Here is a 17,275-nt window from a genome sequence, read left to right as displayed (position 1 = left end):
CTTCACGCGTGAGCCGTCGAAGGTTTTGGGCGCAGGATTTCGTCGTAGTCGTCAAGCGACGGAAACTCGAGCGCGGCACGCTGATCCAGGGTCAACAGATGCTCGCGGTACTTCGCCAGGTAGTCCTCACGCGCCGCCTGGCTGATATAGGGCACATGGAAGGCCACGAATGGCGGCAGCACCGTAAGACCGACATAGCCCAGCACACCGCGCTGGATGGGCTGCAACAGGATTTCCAGCTCACCGTGCACAGCGCCGGGACCAAACATATGGTCCTGCCCGCCCAGGGAGAACGCGAGCATGGCTTTTTTATCCTTCAAGCCTCCGCGGTCATAAATGCGTGCACCGCCATAGCAGTACCCCGAAATGAACACGCGGTCGAACCAGCCCTTCATGATCGCCGGCATGCTGAACCAGTAGATCGGGAAGTTGAAGATGATCAGGTCGGCGCGCTTGATCTTCTCCAGTTCAGCGAGGATGTCCGGCGCGAGGGTGCCAGTGGTGTAACCGTTGCGCTGCTCCAGGGCGTAGACCAGGTGCTCGCTGTTGGCGCGCTGGCCAAAGTCGCTGGCGCTGGCGACAGGGTTGAAGTTCATCGCGTATAAATCAGACACGTCCACCTCATGCCCCTGCCCGCTCAACACCTCCACAGCGAGGTTGAACATGGCCGTGTTGAATGACTGCGGTTCGTTGTGCGCGTGGACAATCAGTACGTTCATGAAAGCTCCGGTCAATGGCTGATGAGCTCACTGTACGGAAGCGGATCGCGGTGCTAAATTGGCATTAATGACTATTTTTATGCGTAATTTGCCATTATGAAAATCGCCCCGGTACGCGTCGCCATTCTTGCCCTCGATGGCTGTTATGCCTCCAGCCTCGCCGGCATCGCCGACGTGTTCCATGTCACCAATGCGCACCTCAGTCGCCAGCAACACAAGACCGGTAAAGCCATTGCCCGGCCTTTTTCCTGGCAGTTCGTGTCGAACAAGGGTAAGCCCGTCACGGCATGCAATGGATTGGCGTTGAACATTGCCACCCCACTGCCGCAAGAGAAGGTCGATATGATCTTTATTCCGGGGCTGTACTACGCCGGGCATGACGCTTTCGAACAGATGCTCGAATCCGCCGCTCCGCAGTTAGAGTGGCTCAAGGCGCAATGGCGCGAGGGCGCGGTGCTGGCCGCTAATTGCACGGGTACCTTCCTGCTTGCCGAAACAGGCTTATTGCAGGGCCGCCAGGCCACTACCACCTGGTGGCTGGAGCGGCTGTTTCGCGAGCGCCACCCCACGGTGAACCTGCAATTGCGCTCGATGGTGACTGAGGAAGACCGCCTGTGGTGTGCCGGCGCCAATGCATCGTATCTGCTGCAAGGGGTCAGGATGGTTGAGCATTTCTGTGGCGCGAATACCGCGACCCTGACCGCCAAAACGATGCTTATCGACACCAGCCAGACCACTCAACTGCCTTATCTGCCCCTGCAGATGGAAACGGTGCACAGCGACACCATGGTCGCCAAGGCACAGCACTGGCTGCTCAAGCACTTCGCCGAGGATATAAGCCTGCCTGAGCTTGCTTCTGCGCTGTCAGTCAGCGTGCGTACGCTGATCCGCCACTTCAACAGCGTGCTGGGGACAACGCCCCTCGCCTACCTGCAAAATCTGCGTATTGAGATCTCCATGACCCTGCTCGAGAGCGGCGATCTGAGCATCGAGGAGATTGCCAATCAAGTCGGTTATCAGAACGCCAGTTCCTTTACGCGATTGTTTCGCCAGCAAGTGGGATCGACGCCAGCCGCTTATCGCAGTCGGTTCGCGACAACGGGTGGCAATCGACAACGATAGTCCAACCACAAACGTGCAAGCCACGGCCCCCAGTGCAGACGTACTCTGCGGGAAATCACTGAGTAGCCGCTCCCGATGCAGACAAAAGACTGGGTCAGACACGCGCCGCAGACCTCCCCCATAGAGAGACTCGAAGCATTTTTTGGCACCCATGCGTTCAACACGCACCAGCACGATACCTACGCGATCGGCATCACGCTGCACGGCGCGCACCGCTTCAATTACCGAGGTGAGGCCAAAGTTTGCGCCCCTGGTGAAGTGATGGTAGTGCACCCCGACGAACAGCATGATGGCCGCGCCGGTACCGACGCTGGCTTTCGCTATCAGGGCCTGTACTTGCCGCCCGCGCTGGTACAACAAATCCTCCAGGGCAAACCGTTGCCGTTCCTGAAAAACGCGGTATCCCAGGACCCACGTCTGACGACGACGGTATTCGAACTCTTGCACGCGCAAGACCTCGATCCCATGTCTGAAGAAGATGCACTGCTATCCTTCGTGACCACCCTCGCGGCCGTTACCGGCCAACCCCGCACACGCACGGCCCATCATTTCGAGGCCGCGCGCAGGGCGCGGGACTATATTCATGACAACCTGGACGGCCCAATCACCCTTGACGAGCTCGCAGAGTGCGCGGGGCGCGACCGCTGGAGCCTGTCAAAGGATTTTCGGGTGTTCTACGGTACCAGCCCCCATCGCTACATCACCGCACGCCGGCTAAGCCGCGTAAAACTATTGGTACAAGCCGGGCAGACCTTGTCCAAAGCCGCGGTCGATGCGGGCTTCTTCGACCAGAGCCATATGTCCCGGCACTTCACGCGCAGTTTTGGGATTGCCCCTTCCCGTTGGCTTTTCCCAGAGCATGGCGCACCTGCAGAAACTGCTCCATACGACTAACCGCTTCTATGAGCCTTTCAATACTGGTCGTGTAGGAGAAGCGGATATAGCGCTCCGGCTGATTGGTCCCAAAATCCAGACCCGGCCCCGTTGCCACCCCAGCCTCTTCCAGCAGCGTCATGGCGAATGCAAAGCTGTCGGTGGTGAATGCTGAACAGTCGGCATAGATGTAAAACGCGCCTTCCGGCTTGGCCACCACACGAAAGCCTAACCTTGCCAACTCGGCAGAAAGGAAGTCGCGACGGCACTGGAACTCCATGCGACGCGTTTCCACCAAGTCGAGGGTTTCGGGCTTAAAGGCTGCCAGCGCCGCGTACTGGGCTGGTGCCGACGGCGACAGGAACAGGTTTTGCGCAAGCTTTTCGATGTGCCGCGTATAGCCTTCTGGCACCACCAGCCAGCCCAGGCGCCAGCCGGTCATCTGGAAGTATTTGGAGAAACTTTGAACGATCCAGACGCCCTCGCAGCACTGCAGTGCGGTGGTGGACTCCTGGTCGTAGGTGAGGCCCTGGTAGATCTCATCGAGAATAAAATGCCCGCCCTTGGCGCGGATAAATTCTGCGAACGTGCGGACCTGTTCGAGGCTGAGCATGGTGCCTGTAGGGTTGGCCGGTGAGGCAAACAGCGCGCCGGCGGTCGAATCATTCCAATGGGCTTCAAGGTCAGCCAGGGTGGGCTGGAAGTTATGCGCTTCGCCCACCGGAATCGAGGTAGGCACGCCCTCAAAGATTCGCACGAAATTGCGGTTGCACGGGTATCCAGGATCGGTCAGCAACCATTCCCTGCCCGGCTCGGCCAGGCAGGCCAGTGCGAGTAACAGCCCACCCGAAGCACCCGCCGTCACCACGATGCGTGCCGCCGGCACCGTGACGCCATAGCGCTGCAAGTAGTAATCGGCGATTGCCTGGCGCAGTTCGGGAATTCCCAGCGCCGGGGTGTAGGTGGTCTTGCCGTTGGCCAGGGCCGCCTGGCCGGCAGCAATGATGGCGGGGGGTGTCGGGAAGTCGGGCTCGCCGACCTCCATGTGCACAATGTCGCGCCCTTCCGCCTCCAGCCGCTTGGCGCGGGTCAGGATATCAATCACATGAAACGGCGCCACATCGTCCATACGGGCGGCGATAACGGGCGGTTTGATCAGTGAGTTCATGGTTTTATCCTCCATTGATAATCGGTGCGACCTGGGTGAATCAAGCCACTTTTTTCAGCGCGATCACACGACCGCGCAACACATCCAGCAAAACGCTTTCGCGCTGCCTGGCCAACGCCATGGCTTTGGCGCGAACGTGCCCATAACCGCGGATCTGCTCGGGTAGCGAAACCAGCTCCAGCAGCGTGTCGTAATGCGCGCCACCGTCCTCCAGCAGCGGCAATACCTCAGCAATCACCGCCTCGTAGCGTTGGATCAGCGCGCGCTCCTGACGGCGCTCGACGGAGTAGCCGAACACATCCAGCGCAGTCCCCCGTAGCCCACGCAGCTTGGCGAGCAGGCGGAACACCGGCACGATCCAGGGGCCAAATTCGCTTTTCTTCGGCAGTCCGGTATCAGGCGCGCGTTTGGCAAACAGCGGTGGGGCCAGGTTGAACACCAGTTTGTAGTCGCCTTCAAACTGCTGGGAGATGCGGTCAAGGAAACCGCTTTCTACATGCAGGCGTGCGACTTCGTACTCATCCTTGATCGCCAGCAATTTGAAGTAGTACTTGGCAACGGCCTGGGTCAGTTCGCTACGTCCAGTGCCGAGCCGTTGTTCTGCGTTACGTACCTGTTCGACCAAGGCGCTGTAGCGTTGGGCGTAGGCACTGTTCTGATACTCGGTAAGGAACTGCTGACGGACAGCGATCACCTCATCCAGTGTCTTGACGGGCTCCGGTGAAATACGCACACCCTGGCCGGCAGCCTTGGACTCCAGCAATTGCTCGACGGCTTGCGGGTTGACCGCTGCCTGGCGCCCCCAACGGAAGGCTTCTGTGTTCATCTTTTTGGCCGCGCCATTGAGTTCGATGGCCGATTCGATTGAAGTCGCAGAGATAGGAATCAGCCCGCGCTGGTAAGCAAACCCGAGCATGAACATGTTGGCGGCGATGCTATCGCCCAACAGCGCTGTGGCGATGCGACCGCAATCTACGAACTCGGCATGATCCTGGCCCACCGCCTCGACGATATTGCGCCGCAGCGCTTGGGTGGGGTATTGCATATCGGCATTGCGAGTAAAGGCACCCGGCATGGTTTCCTGGGTGTTGGCCAGGACGTAGGTGCTGCCATGGCGCGTTGCCGCGAGGGTCTTGGTGTTGCCCGCCACAATCAGGTCGCAGCCCAGCACCAGGTCGGCGCCACCGGCGGCGATACGGATGGTCTTGATCGACTGCGGGTCGGGGCCGAAGCGCAGATGGCTCCACACCGATCCCCCCTTCTGGGCCAGGCCCGCCATATCGAGCAAGCCACAGCCGCGCCCTTCAAGGTGCGCAGCCATGCCCAAAATGGCGCCAATGGTGACGACCCCAGTGCCGCCCATGCCCGCGACTAAAATGCTGTAGACCCGATCATCGATACTCGGCCGCATCGGTTCCGGCAGCAACGGTACCGCCTGCCCCTGCACGGCCGCCTCCGGCTTGCTCAGGCTGCCGCCAACAACGGTGACAAAGCTTGGGCAGAAGCCGTTGACGCAGGAATAGTCTTTATTGCAGGAAGACTGATCAATCGCACGCTTGCGACCAAACTCGGTTTCCACCGGCTGCACTGACACGCAGTTGGACTTCACGCCGCAGTCACCACAGCCTTCACACACCAGGTCGTTGATCACGATGCGTTTGGCCGGATCGGGGAAAGTACCGCGCTTGCGGCGCCGACGCTTTTCCGCTGCGCAGGTCTGGTCGTAGATCAGCACCGACGTGCCTTGCACCTCGCGGATCTCGCGCTGGACGTTGTCGAGTTCGTCTCGGTGATGGAAGGTCACGCCGGCGGGCCAGGCGGTCTCCAGCGGGTATTTGTGGGGCTCATCGCTGACCACCACGATGCGCTTGACCCCTTCGGCACTGACTTGATGAGCGATGGCCGGCACGGTCAATGCGCCATCGTGTTTCTGCCCGCCGGTCATGGCCACGGCGTCGTTGAACAGAATCTTGAAGGTGATGTTGGTGCCGGCGGATACGGCGGCGCGTATGCCCAGATACCCGGAGTGAAAATAGGTGCCATCGCCGATGTTCTGGAACATGTGCTTGCGCTTGGAAAACGGCGCCTCGCCGACCCACACCATGCCTTCGCCGCCCATATGGGTGTAGCCCAGGGTGGAGCGGTCCATGGATTGCGCCATCCAGTGGCAGCCAATACCGGCGTAGCCTTTGCTGCCTTCCGGCAGCACCGTGGACGAGCTGTGCGGGCAGCCGCTGCAGAAGTAATAACTGCGTGCCAGCAACTCGGTGTCGCCCTTAACCACTTGGTAGGCACGCAGCTCTTCAATGCGCAGACGCAGGCTGGAGTTGCTACCCAGTTCGAGCAGGCGTTCACCCAGGGCGATAGCGATCTGGTTGGAGTCAAGGGCCATTTCCGACTGGAACAGCGTCTGGCCCGCCTCATCCAGTTTGCCGACAATGACCGGGGCGACGGCGCGGCCGTAGAACTGCTCCTTGAGCTGGAATTCGAGCAGGCTGCGCTTCTCCTCCACCACCAGGATTTTGTTCAGACCCTCGGCAAAACGTAGCGCGCCTTTGGGTTCCAGAGGCCAGACCATCCCGACCTTGTAAATGCGCAACCCCATGACAGCGGCGGCCTGTTCGCTGAGGTTCAGGTCGTCAAGTGCTTGCAGTACATCCAGGTAGCTCTTGCCGTGGGTGATCACGCCAAGCGTAGCGCCAGGGGCATCAATGACTACGCGGTCCAGCGCGTTGTCACGGGCAAAGGCGCGCACCGCATTCAGCTTGTAGCGGTGCAGCCGCGCTTCCTGTGCGTGTGGGGTGTCGGGTTGGCGGATATTGAGGCCATCCGGCGGCAGGGCAAAGTCCTGGGGGATATGGATCTTCACGCGGTTTATGTCCACGTCAATGGTCGCCGTGGCTTCGACGGTGTCCTTGACGCATTTGATGCCGACCCAGCAGCCGCTGTAACGCGACAACGCCCAACCGATCAGACCGAAGTCGAGGATTTCCTGGACGCCGGACGGACTGAGCACCGGAATCATGGCGTCGACCATGGCAAATTCGCTCTGGTGGCAAGTACTGGACGATTCGCAAGTATGGTCATCGCCCATCAGCACCAGCACCCCGCCCAACTGCGCGGTGCCCGCGAGGTTCGCATGCCGGAACGCATCACCTGTGCGGTCAACGCCGGGTCCCTTGCCGTACCACATGCCGAACACGCCGTCGTACTTGCCCTCACCGCTCAGATGAGCCTGTTGCGCCCCCCAGATGGTGGTGGCCGCCAGATCTTCGTTGATACCCGGCACAAACAGGGTGTGGTGCTGCTCAAGGTGCTTTTTCGCCTTGCCCAACTGATCATCCAGACCGCCCAACGGCGAGCCCCGATAGCCGGAGATGTAGCCGGCCGTGTGATGGCCCTGCTGCTGATCACGCTGACGCTGGGTCATCGACAATCGAACCAGGGCTTGGGTGCCGGTGATGAAAATACGCCCATGGGAAAGCGTGTATTTATCGTCAAGCTGGACGGTCTTCAGGGTCATCATTCAACTCCACCCCTTGGCTGGGGTATTTATTGTTTTTAGTTAAGAGCAGGCGCGACTTGACCTCACGCGGCTGCATGGGGCGGCCGCGCGTATTACGTCTGTCTTTGGGGCTAAGCGGTAAGAGGGCTGGCTAGCCCGGCGAACGCCACATCGTGTAGAGCACCAGCGTGGAGAACGCACCAATCGCCAGCCCTGCCGCGAGTGAAATCTTGAGCCCCATGACGCCACCGAAGAAGCCCCCCATCAGGAGCGCCAGCAGCAGGTAGACACTGTCGCTGCGTTTGCGATGAGGGCGAATGATCAAACTCAGAAAGGGGGTCATAACCTTGCTCCGTAGCGATGACAGCCTGGATCAGCCGTCATGTGGAGCTGACTTTATCGGCTGGCGCCGCAATTGGATTGTACGTTTGTAGGTCCGCACCTGGGCGTCGATACGCGCCAGGTGTACTGCCGGTCCAGCCGCGAAAAGCACGGTGAAACACCGCCGTGGAATCAAACCCCAAGCCCAGGGCAATCTGCGTGATGGACAGGTCTGTGTGGATCAACTGCTGCACGGCGATGTCTCGGCGTAGTGCGTCCTTGACCATCTGGTAACTGGTGCCCTCCTCCTTGAGCCGGCGCGTCAACGTACGGGTGGACAGCAGCAGCGCGGTCGCCGCGCCCTGGATGGTGTCAGCCTGCTTGAGATGGGCCAGCAGGTATTGCCGCACCTGTTGCGCCACCAGGCGCTCCTTGAGCGTGGTGAACAGCCAGTATCGCGGGGCTTCGCGCAGGAACGGCAGCAACTCGGCCTTGCTGCGACGAAACTGCAGTGCACCCCACGCGGCGTCGAACGATAACGCCGTGCACGGCTGCTCGAAACGGATGGGGCCAGGGAACATATGCATGTATTCCGACGCATACACCGGCGTCGCGAAAGGAAACGCCACGCTGTGCAGCGGGATCTCCTGGCCGGCCAACCACGACGCTACGCCGTGCACAAGTTTCATCATCAGTTCGTGACCCCAGCGCTGGGCGTTGGCGCCTGGGTTACGTGCCTCCAGCGAGATAACAAGTTGGCCTTCGTGCTCGCTGTAGCTAAAACGATAGTCGTCCAGCAACAGGTTCCAGAACCGTGTGAAGCGGTACATCGCGTTGCCCAGCGAACGAGCATCAAGCAGGCTCGAACACAAATACTTGAGCGTGCCGCTGCGCATGCGCCTGGAAAACTGCCCCATCACTTCATCATCGGTGCCCAACGCAACCTGCTGGTACAAGCGCACAAACTGGTCGTAGGTGACCCGCGCGCCCGGCGCCTCCAGCAAGTGCCCGGCTATGCCTGCGGCGCCGATGAAAGCCCGGATATCGGCCTCGCTGCAGATGTTCAGAGCCCCTTGCAGCAGGCCTTGAACGAAGGTCATGGGTAAGGTGTTATCCACGGAATGGTCCACCTGCTGCACTCCTCTGCTGACGGCTGACATGGCGCGATATGCAAACTATTCGGCGGGTCGGGTTATTTCAAGGCACCGGGTACGCTGGCTAAGCTAGGCCAAAGTCCATATCCAACGCAACCTTACTCGAATGGCCACCTTAAGTAAGCCGCCACGGTCTGGCCGTTAATGCAAACCTACGGAGTCTGAACCATGCCTTTTGAAACCCTGCTGCTGGAAGTCCATGAGCGTGTGGGCCTGATCACGCTGAACCGCCCTAAATCACTCAATGCCATTAACACCCAAGTAATCACCGAGCTGAATCTGGCCCTGGATCAGTTGGAAAAAGACCCGAAAATCGGCTGCATGGTCATCACCGGCTCCCCCAAGGCCTTTGCCGCCGGTGCCGATATAAAGGAAATGGCCGAGTTCACCTACCCCCAGGTGTTTCTCGATGATTTCTTCTCGGCCGCTGACCGCATTGCCAGTCGCCGCAAGCCATTGATCGCCGCAGTGGCCGGCTATGCCCTGGGCGGTGGCTGCGAACTAGCCTTGATGTGTGACTTCATCTACGCGGCCGACAATGTACGCTTCGGCTTGCCGGAGATCACCCTGGGGGTGTTGCCGGGCGTGGGTGGTACACAGCGCCTGACCCGTGCGATTGGCAAAGCCAAGGCCATGGAAATGTGCCTGTCGGGGCGCCATATGGGCGCAGAAGAAGCCGAACGCGCCGGCGTGGTCGCGCGCGTTTTTCCGACTGAAACGCTGCTGGAGGAAACCCTCAAGGTCGCCAGCGCCATCGCCGAAAACTCCCTGCCAGCCACCATGTTGGTCAAGGAAAGTATCAACCGCGCCTTCGAGTCAAGCCTCAGTGAAGGCGTGCGTTTCGAGCGCCGGGTGTTCCATTCGTTGTTTGCCACTGCAGATCAGAAGGAAGGCATGGCCGCCTTCGTCGAAAAACGTGCGCCGCAGTTCAAACACTGCTGATAGGCCGAGGACTCAGCATGAGCAGCACAGAAATTGAACCCTCGATTCTGGCAACCGTACGTAATCGCATAGGCCACCTGACCCTAAACCGCCCGCAGAGCCTCAATGCGCTGACACTCACCATGGTGCGCCTGCTCCAGCAACACTTGCACGCGTGGGAGCAGGATCCGGACGTGGTGGCAGTGGTCTTGCGCGCGGCTGGCGAGAAGGCCTTTTGCGCCGGCGGCGATATCCGCATGTTGTACGAAAGCCAACAAGTAGCTGATGGCGTGCACCAGGTGTTCTTCGCCGAGGAATACGCGCTGGATGAGTACATTCATACCTATCCAAAGCCAGTGCTGGCGCTGATCGACGGCCTGGTACTAGGGGGTGGCATGGGACTGGTCCAAGGCGCGAGCCTGCGCGTGATCACCGAGCGCACCCGAATGGGCATGCCTGAAGTTGCGATCGGTTTTTTCCCCGATGTCGGCGGCAGTTATTTCTTGTCGCGCCTGCCGGGCGCTTTGGGCGACTACCTCGGCGTAACGGGTGTTCAGGTGCGCGCTGCCGACGCCCTGTATGCCGGGCTCGCAGACTGGTGCATCAGCAGCACGCAGATCGCGGAGTTGGATCACTGTCTGAACAACATGAGTTGGCCCCAGCAACCCGGACAAGCGTTGCGGTCGCTGATCGCCACACTGGGTGTCAATAAATTCCCTGGGTCGGAGCTTAAGGCAATGCAGCCCGCCATTGATCAGCACTTCTCGCACCCAGACGTGCAGTCGATTCACGCAGCACTCCAGGCAGAAACGACGCCGGAGTTTCAGGACTGGGCCGAAGAAACGGTCGATGTCCTGAATAGCCGGTCGCCTATGGCGATGGCCATCACCCTTGAGCTGCTGCGCCGTGGCCGCGAACTGTCTCTAAGCGATTGTTTTGCCCAGGAGCTGCAACTCAACCTTCGGTGGTTCGCGGCGGGAGACCTGATGGAAGGCGTTCGCGCACTGCTCATCGATAAGGACAAAACCCCTGTCTGGCGTCCGGCGACCCTGGCCCAGCTTGAGCCTGCACAGGTGCAGGATTTTTTCTGCGACTTCGCCCCCGGCGCTGCTCGCCGCTACCCAGGAGCACTGGCATGCACGATCTCGAACTGAGCGACGAACAACGCATGATCCGCGACATGGCCCGCGATTTCGCTCGTGGCGAGATTGCCCCCCAGGCCGAAGCCATGGAGAAAGCCGGCTGGATCACAGATGACCTGGTAGCCCAAATGGGCGAATTGGGTCTGCTCGGGATGGTCGTGCCCGAGGAATGGGGCGGCACCTACATCGACTACGTGGCCTATGCCCTGGCCGTGGAAGAAATATCCGCAGGCGATGGTGCAGTGGGGGCACTGATGAGCATCCACAACTCGGTGGGCTGCGGCCCGGTCCTGAACTACGGCAGCCAGGTCCAAAAGAATCAGTGGCTGGTGGATCTGGCCAGCGGCAAAACCATCGGCTGCTTTTGCCTGACCGAACCCCAGGCCGGCTCAGAGGCGCATAACCTGCGGACCCGCGCAGAACTGCATGAGGGGCACTGGGTGCTCAATGGCGCGAAGCAGTTTGTCAGTAACGGCAAGCGGGCCAAGCTGGCGATTGTGTTTGCGGTCACGGACCCTGCGCTGGGCAAGAAAGGCCTGTCGGCGTTTCTGGTACCCACTGACACCCCAGGTTTCAGCGTTGAGCGCAGTGAGAAAAAGATGGGCATTCGCGCCTCCGATACCTGCGCCGTCACCCTGAACGATTGCCGTATACCCGAAGCCAACCTGCTCGGCGCACGGGGCAAGGGCTTGTCGATTGCTCTGTCCAACCTGGAAGGCGGGCGCATCGGCATCGCCGCCCAAGCGCTGGGCATCGCCCGCGCGGCGTTTGAGGCGGCACTGGTGTATGCCCGCGACCGCGTGCAGTTTGGCAAGCCGATCAACGAGCACCAGAGCATTGCCAACTTGCTGGCCGACATGCACACACAACTCAATGCCGCACGCTTGTTGATCCAGCACGCTGCACGCCTGAAAAGCGCGGGCCTTCCCTGCCTGTCCGAAGCCTCCCAGGCCAAGCTGTTTGCCTCGGAGATGGCAGAGCGCGTGTGCTCCAAAGCCCTCCAGATTCATGGCGGTTATGGCTACTTGGAGGATTACCCGGTGGAGCGCTATTACCGCGATGCCCGTATTACTCAGATCTACGAAGGTTCCAGCGAAATCCAGCGGTTGCTGATTGCCCGCGAGCTGGCGAACTACTCGATCTGACTACCCCTCGAACCTTTACTTCTCAAAACGGGAGCCTTCCATGGCCCACAAAGATGTGTTTTTCGTTGGCACGGCGCGTACCGCCATCGGCAGTTTTGGCGCCAGCCTGAAAGATGTGCCACTTGTTGACCTGGCCACCGTCGCCGTCAAAGGCGCCTTGATCCATGCCGGGATCGGTGGCGAGCCTATCGGCCACGTTGTCATGGGCAATGTGGTGCCCACCGAGCCCCGGGATGCTTACCTCTCCAGAGTCGCGGCGATGGGTGCCGGGATACCCCAGGAAACCCCGGCCTTTAACGTCAATCGCCTGTGTGGCTCCGGGCTGCAAGCCATCCTGAGTGCAGCGCAGGGCATTCTGCTGGGGGATTATTCAGTGGCCGTAGCCGGTGGCGCGGAGTCCATGAGCCGTGGCCCCTACTTGCTGCCCGGCCTGCGCTGGGGCAGCCGTCTGGGTGATAGCCAGGCCGTGGATTACATGAATGGCATCCTGCATGACCCGTGGAAGCGCACGCACATGGGCGTGACCGCCGAAAATATTGCCGAGCGCTATGGCATTACCCGTGACATGCAGGACTGTCTGGCCCTGCAGAGCCAGGAACGCGCTGCTCGCGCGGTAAGCGAAGGCCGATTCAAGGAGCAGATCGTCCCGGTTGAGGTGCAAGTCAAGCGCCAGACGGTGCTGTTCGATACCGATGAAAACGTGCGCGCCAATCTCGACCTCGCACAACTGGGCCGAATGCATGCGGCGTTCCAGAAAGGCGGAACGGTCACCGCCGGCAATGCCTCAAGCCTCAACGACGGCGCGGCTGCTGTGGTGCTGGCAAACGCCAGCGCGATCCAGCAACACAACCTGCAGCCCCTCGCGCGCCTGGTCGCGTATGCCCATGCCGGTGTCGATCCGGACTACATGGGCATCGGCCCTGTTCCGGCGACCCGCCTGGCCCTCAAGCGCGCCGGCTTGAGCATCCAGGACATCGATGTGATTGAGTCGAATGAAGCCTTTGCGGCCCAGGCCTGTGCCGTGGCACAGCAACTGGAGTTTGACCCGGACAAGGTCAATGTCAATGGTTCGGGCATCTCCCTCGGGCACCCGGTGGGGGCGACCGGTGCAGTGATTGCGATCAAGGCGATCCACGAGTTGCAACGCAGTGGCGGACGCTATGCCCTGGTCACCATGTGCATCGGCGGTGGGCAAGGGATTGCCGCCGTTCTCGAGCGGATGTAACCCGCCGGTCGGCTTTTGCCCCGCGAAAACCGTCAGGCCAGGTTAAACCCACAAACGTCCAAGCCAAACGGCGTTGCATCTGCTTATGCTCTGCCAGACAACAGCGGTATCGCCTCGGTGCGCCAACATGCAAAACGACCAACCGAAACAAGACTGGGTGAGACACGCAGCGCCGACCTCAAAAGTAGAGCGTTTTGAAGCCTACTTCGGTTCGCACGCGTTTGATCCGCACCGACACGATACCTACGCAATCGGGCGGACCCTGTCGGGCGTACACCGCTTTCACTATCGAGGTGAATCCAAACTGTGCCTGCCCGGCGAAACCATGATCATTCACCCGGATGAATCCCATGATGGTTGCGCCGGCTCCGACGCTGGTTTCCACTATCGCGGCGTGTATGTGCCGCCCTCGCTGGTTCAAGACATCATCAAGGGCAGCGCCCTGCCCTTTTTCGGCGCCGGTATCACTCAGAATCAGCAACTGGCGGTGGCCGCCGACGCACTGCTCAACACACTGGATGCCGACCTGGACTCCATGGCCGAGGATGACGCGCTCTACACATTTGTCATCACCCTCGCCAGCGTCGCCAGCAGTGACCTTGTCAGTACGTCCCATCACTTTGCGGCTGCTGCCATCGCGCGCGAATACATCGACGACAACCTCGACCAGGCAATCACCCTCGATGACCTCGCTCATTGCGCCGGGCGCGACCGCTGGAGCCTGTCGAGTGACTTCCGCGAGTTTTTCGGCACCAGCCCCCATCGCTATCTGACGCTGCGTCGCCTCGATCGCGTAAAGGCTCTCGTCCAAGCCGGGCAAGGCTTGTCGGATGCGTCGATCGAAGCCGGCTTCTTCGACCAGAGTCATATGACCCGGCACTTCAAGAAGGCCTTCGGCCTTTCCCCCACGCGCTGGTGCAGCCCGCGAAGAACCTGAGGCCCAGACGCCGCAATGAACTGGCGGGTTATGCAAGTTAATCGGCGCATCGGGTTATTTAAATGCCTGTGAGGCACTGGATAAGCTAACGCCACCTACACCGGACATGACGTCCTCATCACACCTGCAAGGCTGATTCCGGCACGCACTCCACGCGTTATGGAAACGCGGCGGGGCGTAGTGCAGCACCCGCGGTGCGCAAGCACGGCAACCCCATAACAAAAAACTCCAGCCAATAACAATCAAGGTATCAAGGAGCTCAACATGTCATTGCACCCTGCCTATCAGGCGTTGCGCAGCAGCCCGCGTTATCGCGAACTGGTCCGGCGTCGCACTCGCCTGACCTTCACCCTCAGTGCCATTGTGTTAGCGCTTTATTCGCTGTTTGTCGCGGCGGTGTCCTGGTTCCCCCATGTCCTGTTGCATGTGCCTGTGGGCGGTGGCATCACGGTGGGGATCTGGTCGGCACTCATCCTGATTGTCGGCTCCTGGCTCTTGACCGGGCTGTATGTGTTTCGCGCCAACCACGTGTTCGACAAGCTGAACCAGGCGCTGCTGTTGGAGGTGCAACCATGAAGGCCTCTCGCCTGTTATTCGCCACGGCGGTGCTTTGCCTGTGCAGCTTTGCGGTCCTGGCTCAAACCAGCCAAGCCGTTGCGCGCCAGCCCAACATGACTGCCATTGCGATTTTCCTGGCGTTCGTCGTGACCACCATCGGCATCACCTACTGGGCGGCTGGCCGCACACGCTCAGCGGCGGATTTCTATACTGCCGGCGGCGGCATCAGCGGGGTACAAAACGGTTTTGCGATTGCCGGCGACTACATGTCCGCCGCCGTGCTGCTGGGTGTTTCGAGCATGGTGTTTTCAACCGGTTTCGACGGCATGATTTACTCGGTCAGCGCGATTCTTGGCTGGCCCTTGATTATGTTTCTGATGGCCGAGCGTCTGCGCAACCTAGGGCGCTACACCCTGGCCGACATCATCGCCTATCGCCTCGACCCGGTGACCACTCGCTTGTTTTCGGCGTTCAGCTCGTTCGTCATCGTATGTTTCTACCTGATTGTGCAGATGGTCGGCGCCGGGCAATTGATCAACTTGCTATTCGGCCTCGACTATGAAGTTGCAGTGGTCTGCGTCGGTGTGCTGATGGTGGTGTACGTCACTTTCGGCGGCATGGTGGCGACCACCTGGGTGCAGATCATCAAGGCCGTGCTGTTGCTCAGTGGCGGCATCCTGCTGACCGGGCTGGCATTCCAGCACTTTGGTTTCAGCATGGAGCGCATGATTGACAGCGCCGTCGCGACACATCAGAGCGGACAGCTGATTCTCGGGCCGTTGAAGATCGCCACGGACCCGGTGTCGATGATTTCCCTGTCCCTGGGGCTGGTGTTCGGCATCGCCGGTTTGCCGCATATCATGATGCGTTTTTTCACCGTTCCGGACGCCAAGGCGGCGCGCAAATCGGTGTTGGTAGCCTATGGCTTGATCGGTCTGTTTTTTATCCTGGTGTGCATCCTCGGCACCGCTGCCATCAGCATCGTCGGCACCGACCCCAGCTACTTCGACCAAGGCGTGATCGGCGGGCCACTGGTGGGCGGCGTAAACATGGCAATCATGCATCTGGCGCAAGCCTTGGGCGGTGATTTGATGTTCGGCTTCCTCGCCGCCGTCGCCTTCGCGACGATCCTGGCCGTGGTGTCGGGCCTGGCGCTTGCCGGCGCGTCCGCCATCTCCCATGACCTCTACGCCAACGTGTTGTGCAAGGGCAAAGCCGACAGTGGCAAGGAAATGCGCGTCAGCCGTTGGGCCACCGTGATCCTGGGTGTGCTGGCAGTTGCGTTGGGGATTCTGTTCAAGGGGCAGAACGTGGCGTTCCTGGTGGCGCTGGCCTTTGGTATTGCGGCCTCGTCAAACTTTCCCATTCTGCTGCTGGCCATGTACTGGAAAGGCCTGACCAGCCGTGGCGCACTGTGGGGCGGGCTGAGCGGTTTGGTCAGTTCCCTTGCGCTGGTGCTGCTGTCGCCGGGGGTATGGGTCAAGGTACTGCATCACCCCGAGGCCTTGTTCCCGTACGACTACCCCGCCCTGTTCTCGATGCCGTTGGCCTTCGCCGTCGCGTGGGGCGTTTCCTGCCTGGATCGCAGTCCGAGCACAACTACCGAGCGGGATGCCTACGAGCAGCAAAGCGTGCGCGCCGAAACCGGCTGGGGGGCGGAGAAAGCCGCACAACACTGAAAACTCTTTCCGGGAGCGTGGCGCCATCGCGTCACGCTCCTTTTTTTTGCGTTATCGGGAGGCCCGACGATGCCTGTTTCTGAACGACGCTCGCATTTCACCCAGTACCGTCCTCAGGTGCTGGAACTGCTGGCCAGCAAAGGTTTCAGTCAGGTCGGCATGCGTGAACTTGCCTCCTCCCTGGGCCTGTCACCGGGTGCGCTTTATCACCATTACCCCAGTAAGCAGGAGCTGTTGTTCGACCTGATTGAAGAGCTGTATGAGGAGTTGCTTGCCGGCGTCGCCAGCGTGAGGCGCGCAGCGGTAAAAAAGCCGGAAAAACTCAACCTGTTGATCCAGGTACACCTGCGCCTGCATGCAGAAATGCCGTGGCACTTGCGCCTGGCGGAGCGGGACATTGGGTGCTTGACCGAAGAACAACAGCAGCGCTTGTACAGGCTGCGTGAAGACTACGAAGGCGGTCTTCATATGACCTTGGGCGCACCTGCCCAGATCGTTGATCCTCATGCAGTACCGATTGCCAAAATGATCGCCAACTTGCTGCAGTGCGCGCCCGCCTGGCTGACGGGTTTAGCGCTGGATCAGCACCAACAGCATGAATTCCTGCAAGATTTCCTCACCACAGCAATAAACAAGTTGCTAACACATAAACGTACAACTCTCAGTCGTTTAGTTTAGAAAACACATAAGTGATTTTTTGAGTTCTGACATTTGTATCACGCCTTGCCCTGCGCATAATCCTCGCTGACATAAACATGTGACTGCATAACCAACACACTTTTCCGCAGTGTCGGAAACGCTGCCAA

15 protein-coding genes are annotated in these 17,275 nt (G+C 60.1%); 10 read left to right on the top strand and 5 right to left on the bottom strand.

All coding sequences use genetic code 11. The annotated features are described in order from the left end of the window. Positions 1-2: 2 nt before the first annotated feature. Entirely contained in the window at positions 3-719 is a 717-nt protein-coding gene (locus HX814_RS27730) for an NAD(P)H-dependent oxidoreductase (RefSeq protein ID WP_106803944.1), read from the bottom strand. A 96-nt stretch (positions 720-815) separates the two neighbouring features. Between HX814_RS27730 and HX814_RS27725 the strand changes: the two genes are divergently transcribed. Both HX814_RS27725 and HX814_RS27720 read left to right on the top strand, forming a co-directional pair. After that, positions 816-1,841 (top strand): GlxA family transcriptional regulator, encoded by a 1,026-nt coding sequence (locus HX814_RS27725; protein WP_177009972.1) that lies wholly within the window; start codon positions 816-818, stop codon positions 1,839-1,841. 75 nt (positions 1,842-1,916) lie between these two features. Next, a complete protein-coding gene (locus tag HX814_RS27720) occupies positions 1,917-2,735 on the top strand; it encodes an AraC family transcriptional regulator (RefSeq protein ID WP_106803946.1) in 819 nt (272 codons plus the stop codon). Here the strand turns inward: HX814_RS27720 and HX814_RS27715 are convergent. From HX814_RS27715 to HX814_RS27700, 4 genes are all read right to left on the bottom strand, one after another. Next, complete coding sequence (locus HX814_RS27715; RefSeq protein ID WP_218175068.1) at positions 2,653-3,882, bottom strand: pyridoxal phosphate-dependent aminotransferase; 1,230 nt, start codon at positions 3,880-3,882, stop codon at positions 2,653-2,655. The two genes, HX814_RS27720 and HX814_RS27715, sit on opposite strands and share 83 nt — an antisense overlap. Positions 3,883-3,922: 40 nt before the next feature. Then, positions 3,923-7,405: an indolepyruvate ferredoxin oxidoreductase family protein gene (locus HX814_RS27710; protein WP_106803947.1), complete on the bottom strand. Its 3,483-nt coding sequence runs from the start codon at positions 7,403-7,405 to the stop codon at positions 3,923-3,925. A 133-nt stretch (positions 7,406-7,538) separates the two neighbouring features. After that, on the bottom strand, positions 7,539-7,730 hold the full coding sequence (locus HX814_RS27705; RefSeq protein WP_106803948.1) for a hypothetical protein: 192 nt from the start codon (positions 7,728-7,730) through the stop codon (positions 7,539-7,541). Between the two features lie 37 nt (positions 7,731-7,767). Further along, positions 7,768-8,826 (bottom strand): AraC family transcriptional regulator, encoded by a 1,059-nt coding sequence (locus HX814_RS27700; RefSeq protein WP_371318539.1) that lies wholly within the window; start codon positions 8,824-8,826, stop codon positions 7,768-7,770. 204 nt (positions 8,827-9,030) lie between these two features. Between HX814_RS27700 and HX814_RS27695 the strand changes: the two genes are divergently transcribed. From HX814_RS27695 to HX814_RS27660, 8 genes are all read left to right on the top strand, one after another. Beyond that, a complete protein-coding gene (locus tag HX814_RS27695) occupies positions 9,031-9,804 on the top strand; it encodes an enoyl-CoA hydratase (RefSeq protein WP_106803950.1) in 774 nt (257 codons plus the stop codon). Between the two features lie 17 nt (positions 9,805-9,821). Beyond that, positions 9,822-10,937: an enoyl-CoA hydratase/isomerase family protein gene (locus HX814_RS27690; protein WP_106803951.1), complete on the top strand. Its 1,116-nt coding sequence runs from the start codon at positions 9,822-9,824 to the stop codon at positions 10,935-10,937. Continuing rightward, positions 10,919-12,070, top strand: a complete 1,152-nt coding sequence (locus HX814_RS27685; RefSeq protein WP_177009971.1) for an acyl-CoA dehydrogenase family protein — start codon at positions 10,919-10,921, stop codon at positions 12,068-12,070. The genes HX814_RS27690 and HX814_RS27685 overlap by 19 nt, the downstream gene beginning before the upstream one ends. A 40-nt stretch (positions 12,071-12,110) precedes the next feature. Further along, entirely contained in the window at positions 12,111-13,295 is a 1,185-nt protein-coding gene (locus HX814_RS27680; RefSeq protein WP_177009970.1) for an acetyl-CoA C-acyltransferase family protein, read from the top strand. 127 nt (positions 13,296-13,422) lie between these two features. Continuing rightward, the gene (locus HX814_RS27675) at positions 13,423-14,232 is read left to right on the top strand and encodes an AraC family transcriptional regulator (RefSeq protein ID WP_177009969.1); all 810 of its coding nucleotides are present in this window, start codon (positions 13,423-13,425) and stop codon (positions 14,230-14,232) included. A gap of 264 nt (positions 14,233-14,496) precedes the next feature. Continuing rightward, positions 14,497-14,808, top strand: coding sequence for a DUF485 domain-containing protein (locus HX814_RS27670; protein WP_177009968.1), 312 nt, complete (start codon positions 14,497-14,499; stop codon positions 14,806-14,808). Further along, positions 14,805-16,469, top strand: a complete 1,665-nt coding sequence (gene actP, locus HX814_RS27665) for a cation/acetate symporter ActP (protein WP_106803955.1) — start codon at positions 14,805-14,807, stop codon at positions 16,467-16,469. Before HX814_RS27670 ends, actP begins: the two co-directional genes overlap by 4 nt. 69 nt (positions 16,470-16,538) lie before the next feature. Further along, entirely contained in the window at positions 16,539-17,147 is a 609-nt protein-coding gene (locus HX814_RS27660) for a TetR/AcrR family transcriptional regulator (RefSeq protein ID WP_177009967.1), read from the top strand. Positions 17,148-17,275 lie beyond the last annotated feature (128 nt).

It is taken from the genome of Pseudomonas sp. C8002 (assembly GCF_013385765.1).
In the GTDB taxonomy this organism is placed as follows: domain Bacteria; phylum Pseudomonadota; class Gammaproteobacteria; order Pseudomonadales; family Pseudomonadaceae; genus Aquipseudomonas.
Note: the sequence above shows the minus strand (reverse complement) of the source record. Positions and strands in the feature narration are given on the sequence as shown.

Bases quoted from the DNA above. Each gene is read 5' to 3' on its own strand.
- HX814_RS27710 (WP_106803947.1), bottom strand. From the start codon at position 7,405: ATGACCCTGAAGACCGTCCAGCTTGACGATAAATACACGCTTTCCCAT.
- HX814_RS27690 (WP_106803951.1), top strand. From the start codon at position 9,822: ATGAGCAGCACAGAAATTGAACCCTCGATTCTGGCAACCGTACGTAAT.
- HX814_RS27680 (WP_177009970.1), top strand. From the start codon at position 12,111: ATGGCCCACAAAGATGTGTTTTTCGTTGGCACGGCGCGTACCGCCATC.
- HX814_RS27720 (WP_106803946.1), top strand. From the start codon at position 1,917: ATGCAGACAAAAGACTGGGTCAGACACGCGCCGCAGACCTCCCCCATA.
- HX814_RS27705 (WP_106803948.1), bottom strand. From the start codon at position 7,730: ATGACCCCCTTTCTGAGTTTGATCATTCGCCCTCATCGCAAACGCAGC.
- HX814_RS27675 (WP_177009969.1), top strand. From the start codon at position 13,423: ATGCAAAACGACCAACCGAAACAAGACTGGGTGAGACACGCAGCGCCG.
- HX814_RS27695 (WP_106803950.1), top strand. From the start codon at position 9,031: ATGCCTTTTGAAACCCTGCTGCTGGAAGTCCATGAGCGTGTGGGCCTG.
- HX814_RS27660 (WP_177009967.1), top strand. From the start codon at position 16,539: ATGCCTGTTTCTGAACGACGCTCGCATTTCACCCAGTACCGTCCTCAG.
- HX814_RS27670 (WP_177009968.1), top strand. From the start codon at position 14,497: ATGTCATTGCACCCTGCCTATCAGGCGTTGCGCAGCAGCCCGCGTTAT.
- HX814_RS27725 (WP_177009972.1), top strand. From the start codon at position 816: ATGAAAATCGCCCCGGTACGCGTCGCCATTCTTGCCCTCGATGGCTGT.
- HX814_RS27715 (WP_218175068.1), bottom strand. From the start codon at position 3,882: ATGAACTCACTGATCAAACCGCCCGTTATCGCCGCCCGTATGGACGAT.
- HX814_RS27730 (WP_106803944.1), bottom strand. From the start codon at position 719: ATGAACGTACTGATTGTCCACGCGCACAACGAACCGCAGTCATTCAAC.
- actP (WP_106803955.1), top strand. From the start codon at position 14,805: ATGAAGGCCTCTCGCCTGTTATTCGCCACGGCGGTGCTTTGCCTGTGC.
- HX814_RS27685 (WP_177009971.1), top strand. From the start codon at position 10,919: ATGCACGATCTCGAACTGAGCGACGAACAACGCATGATCCGCGACATG.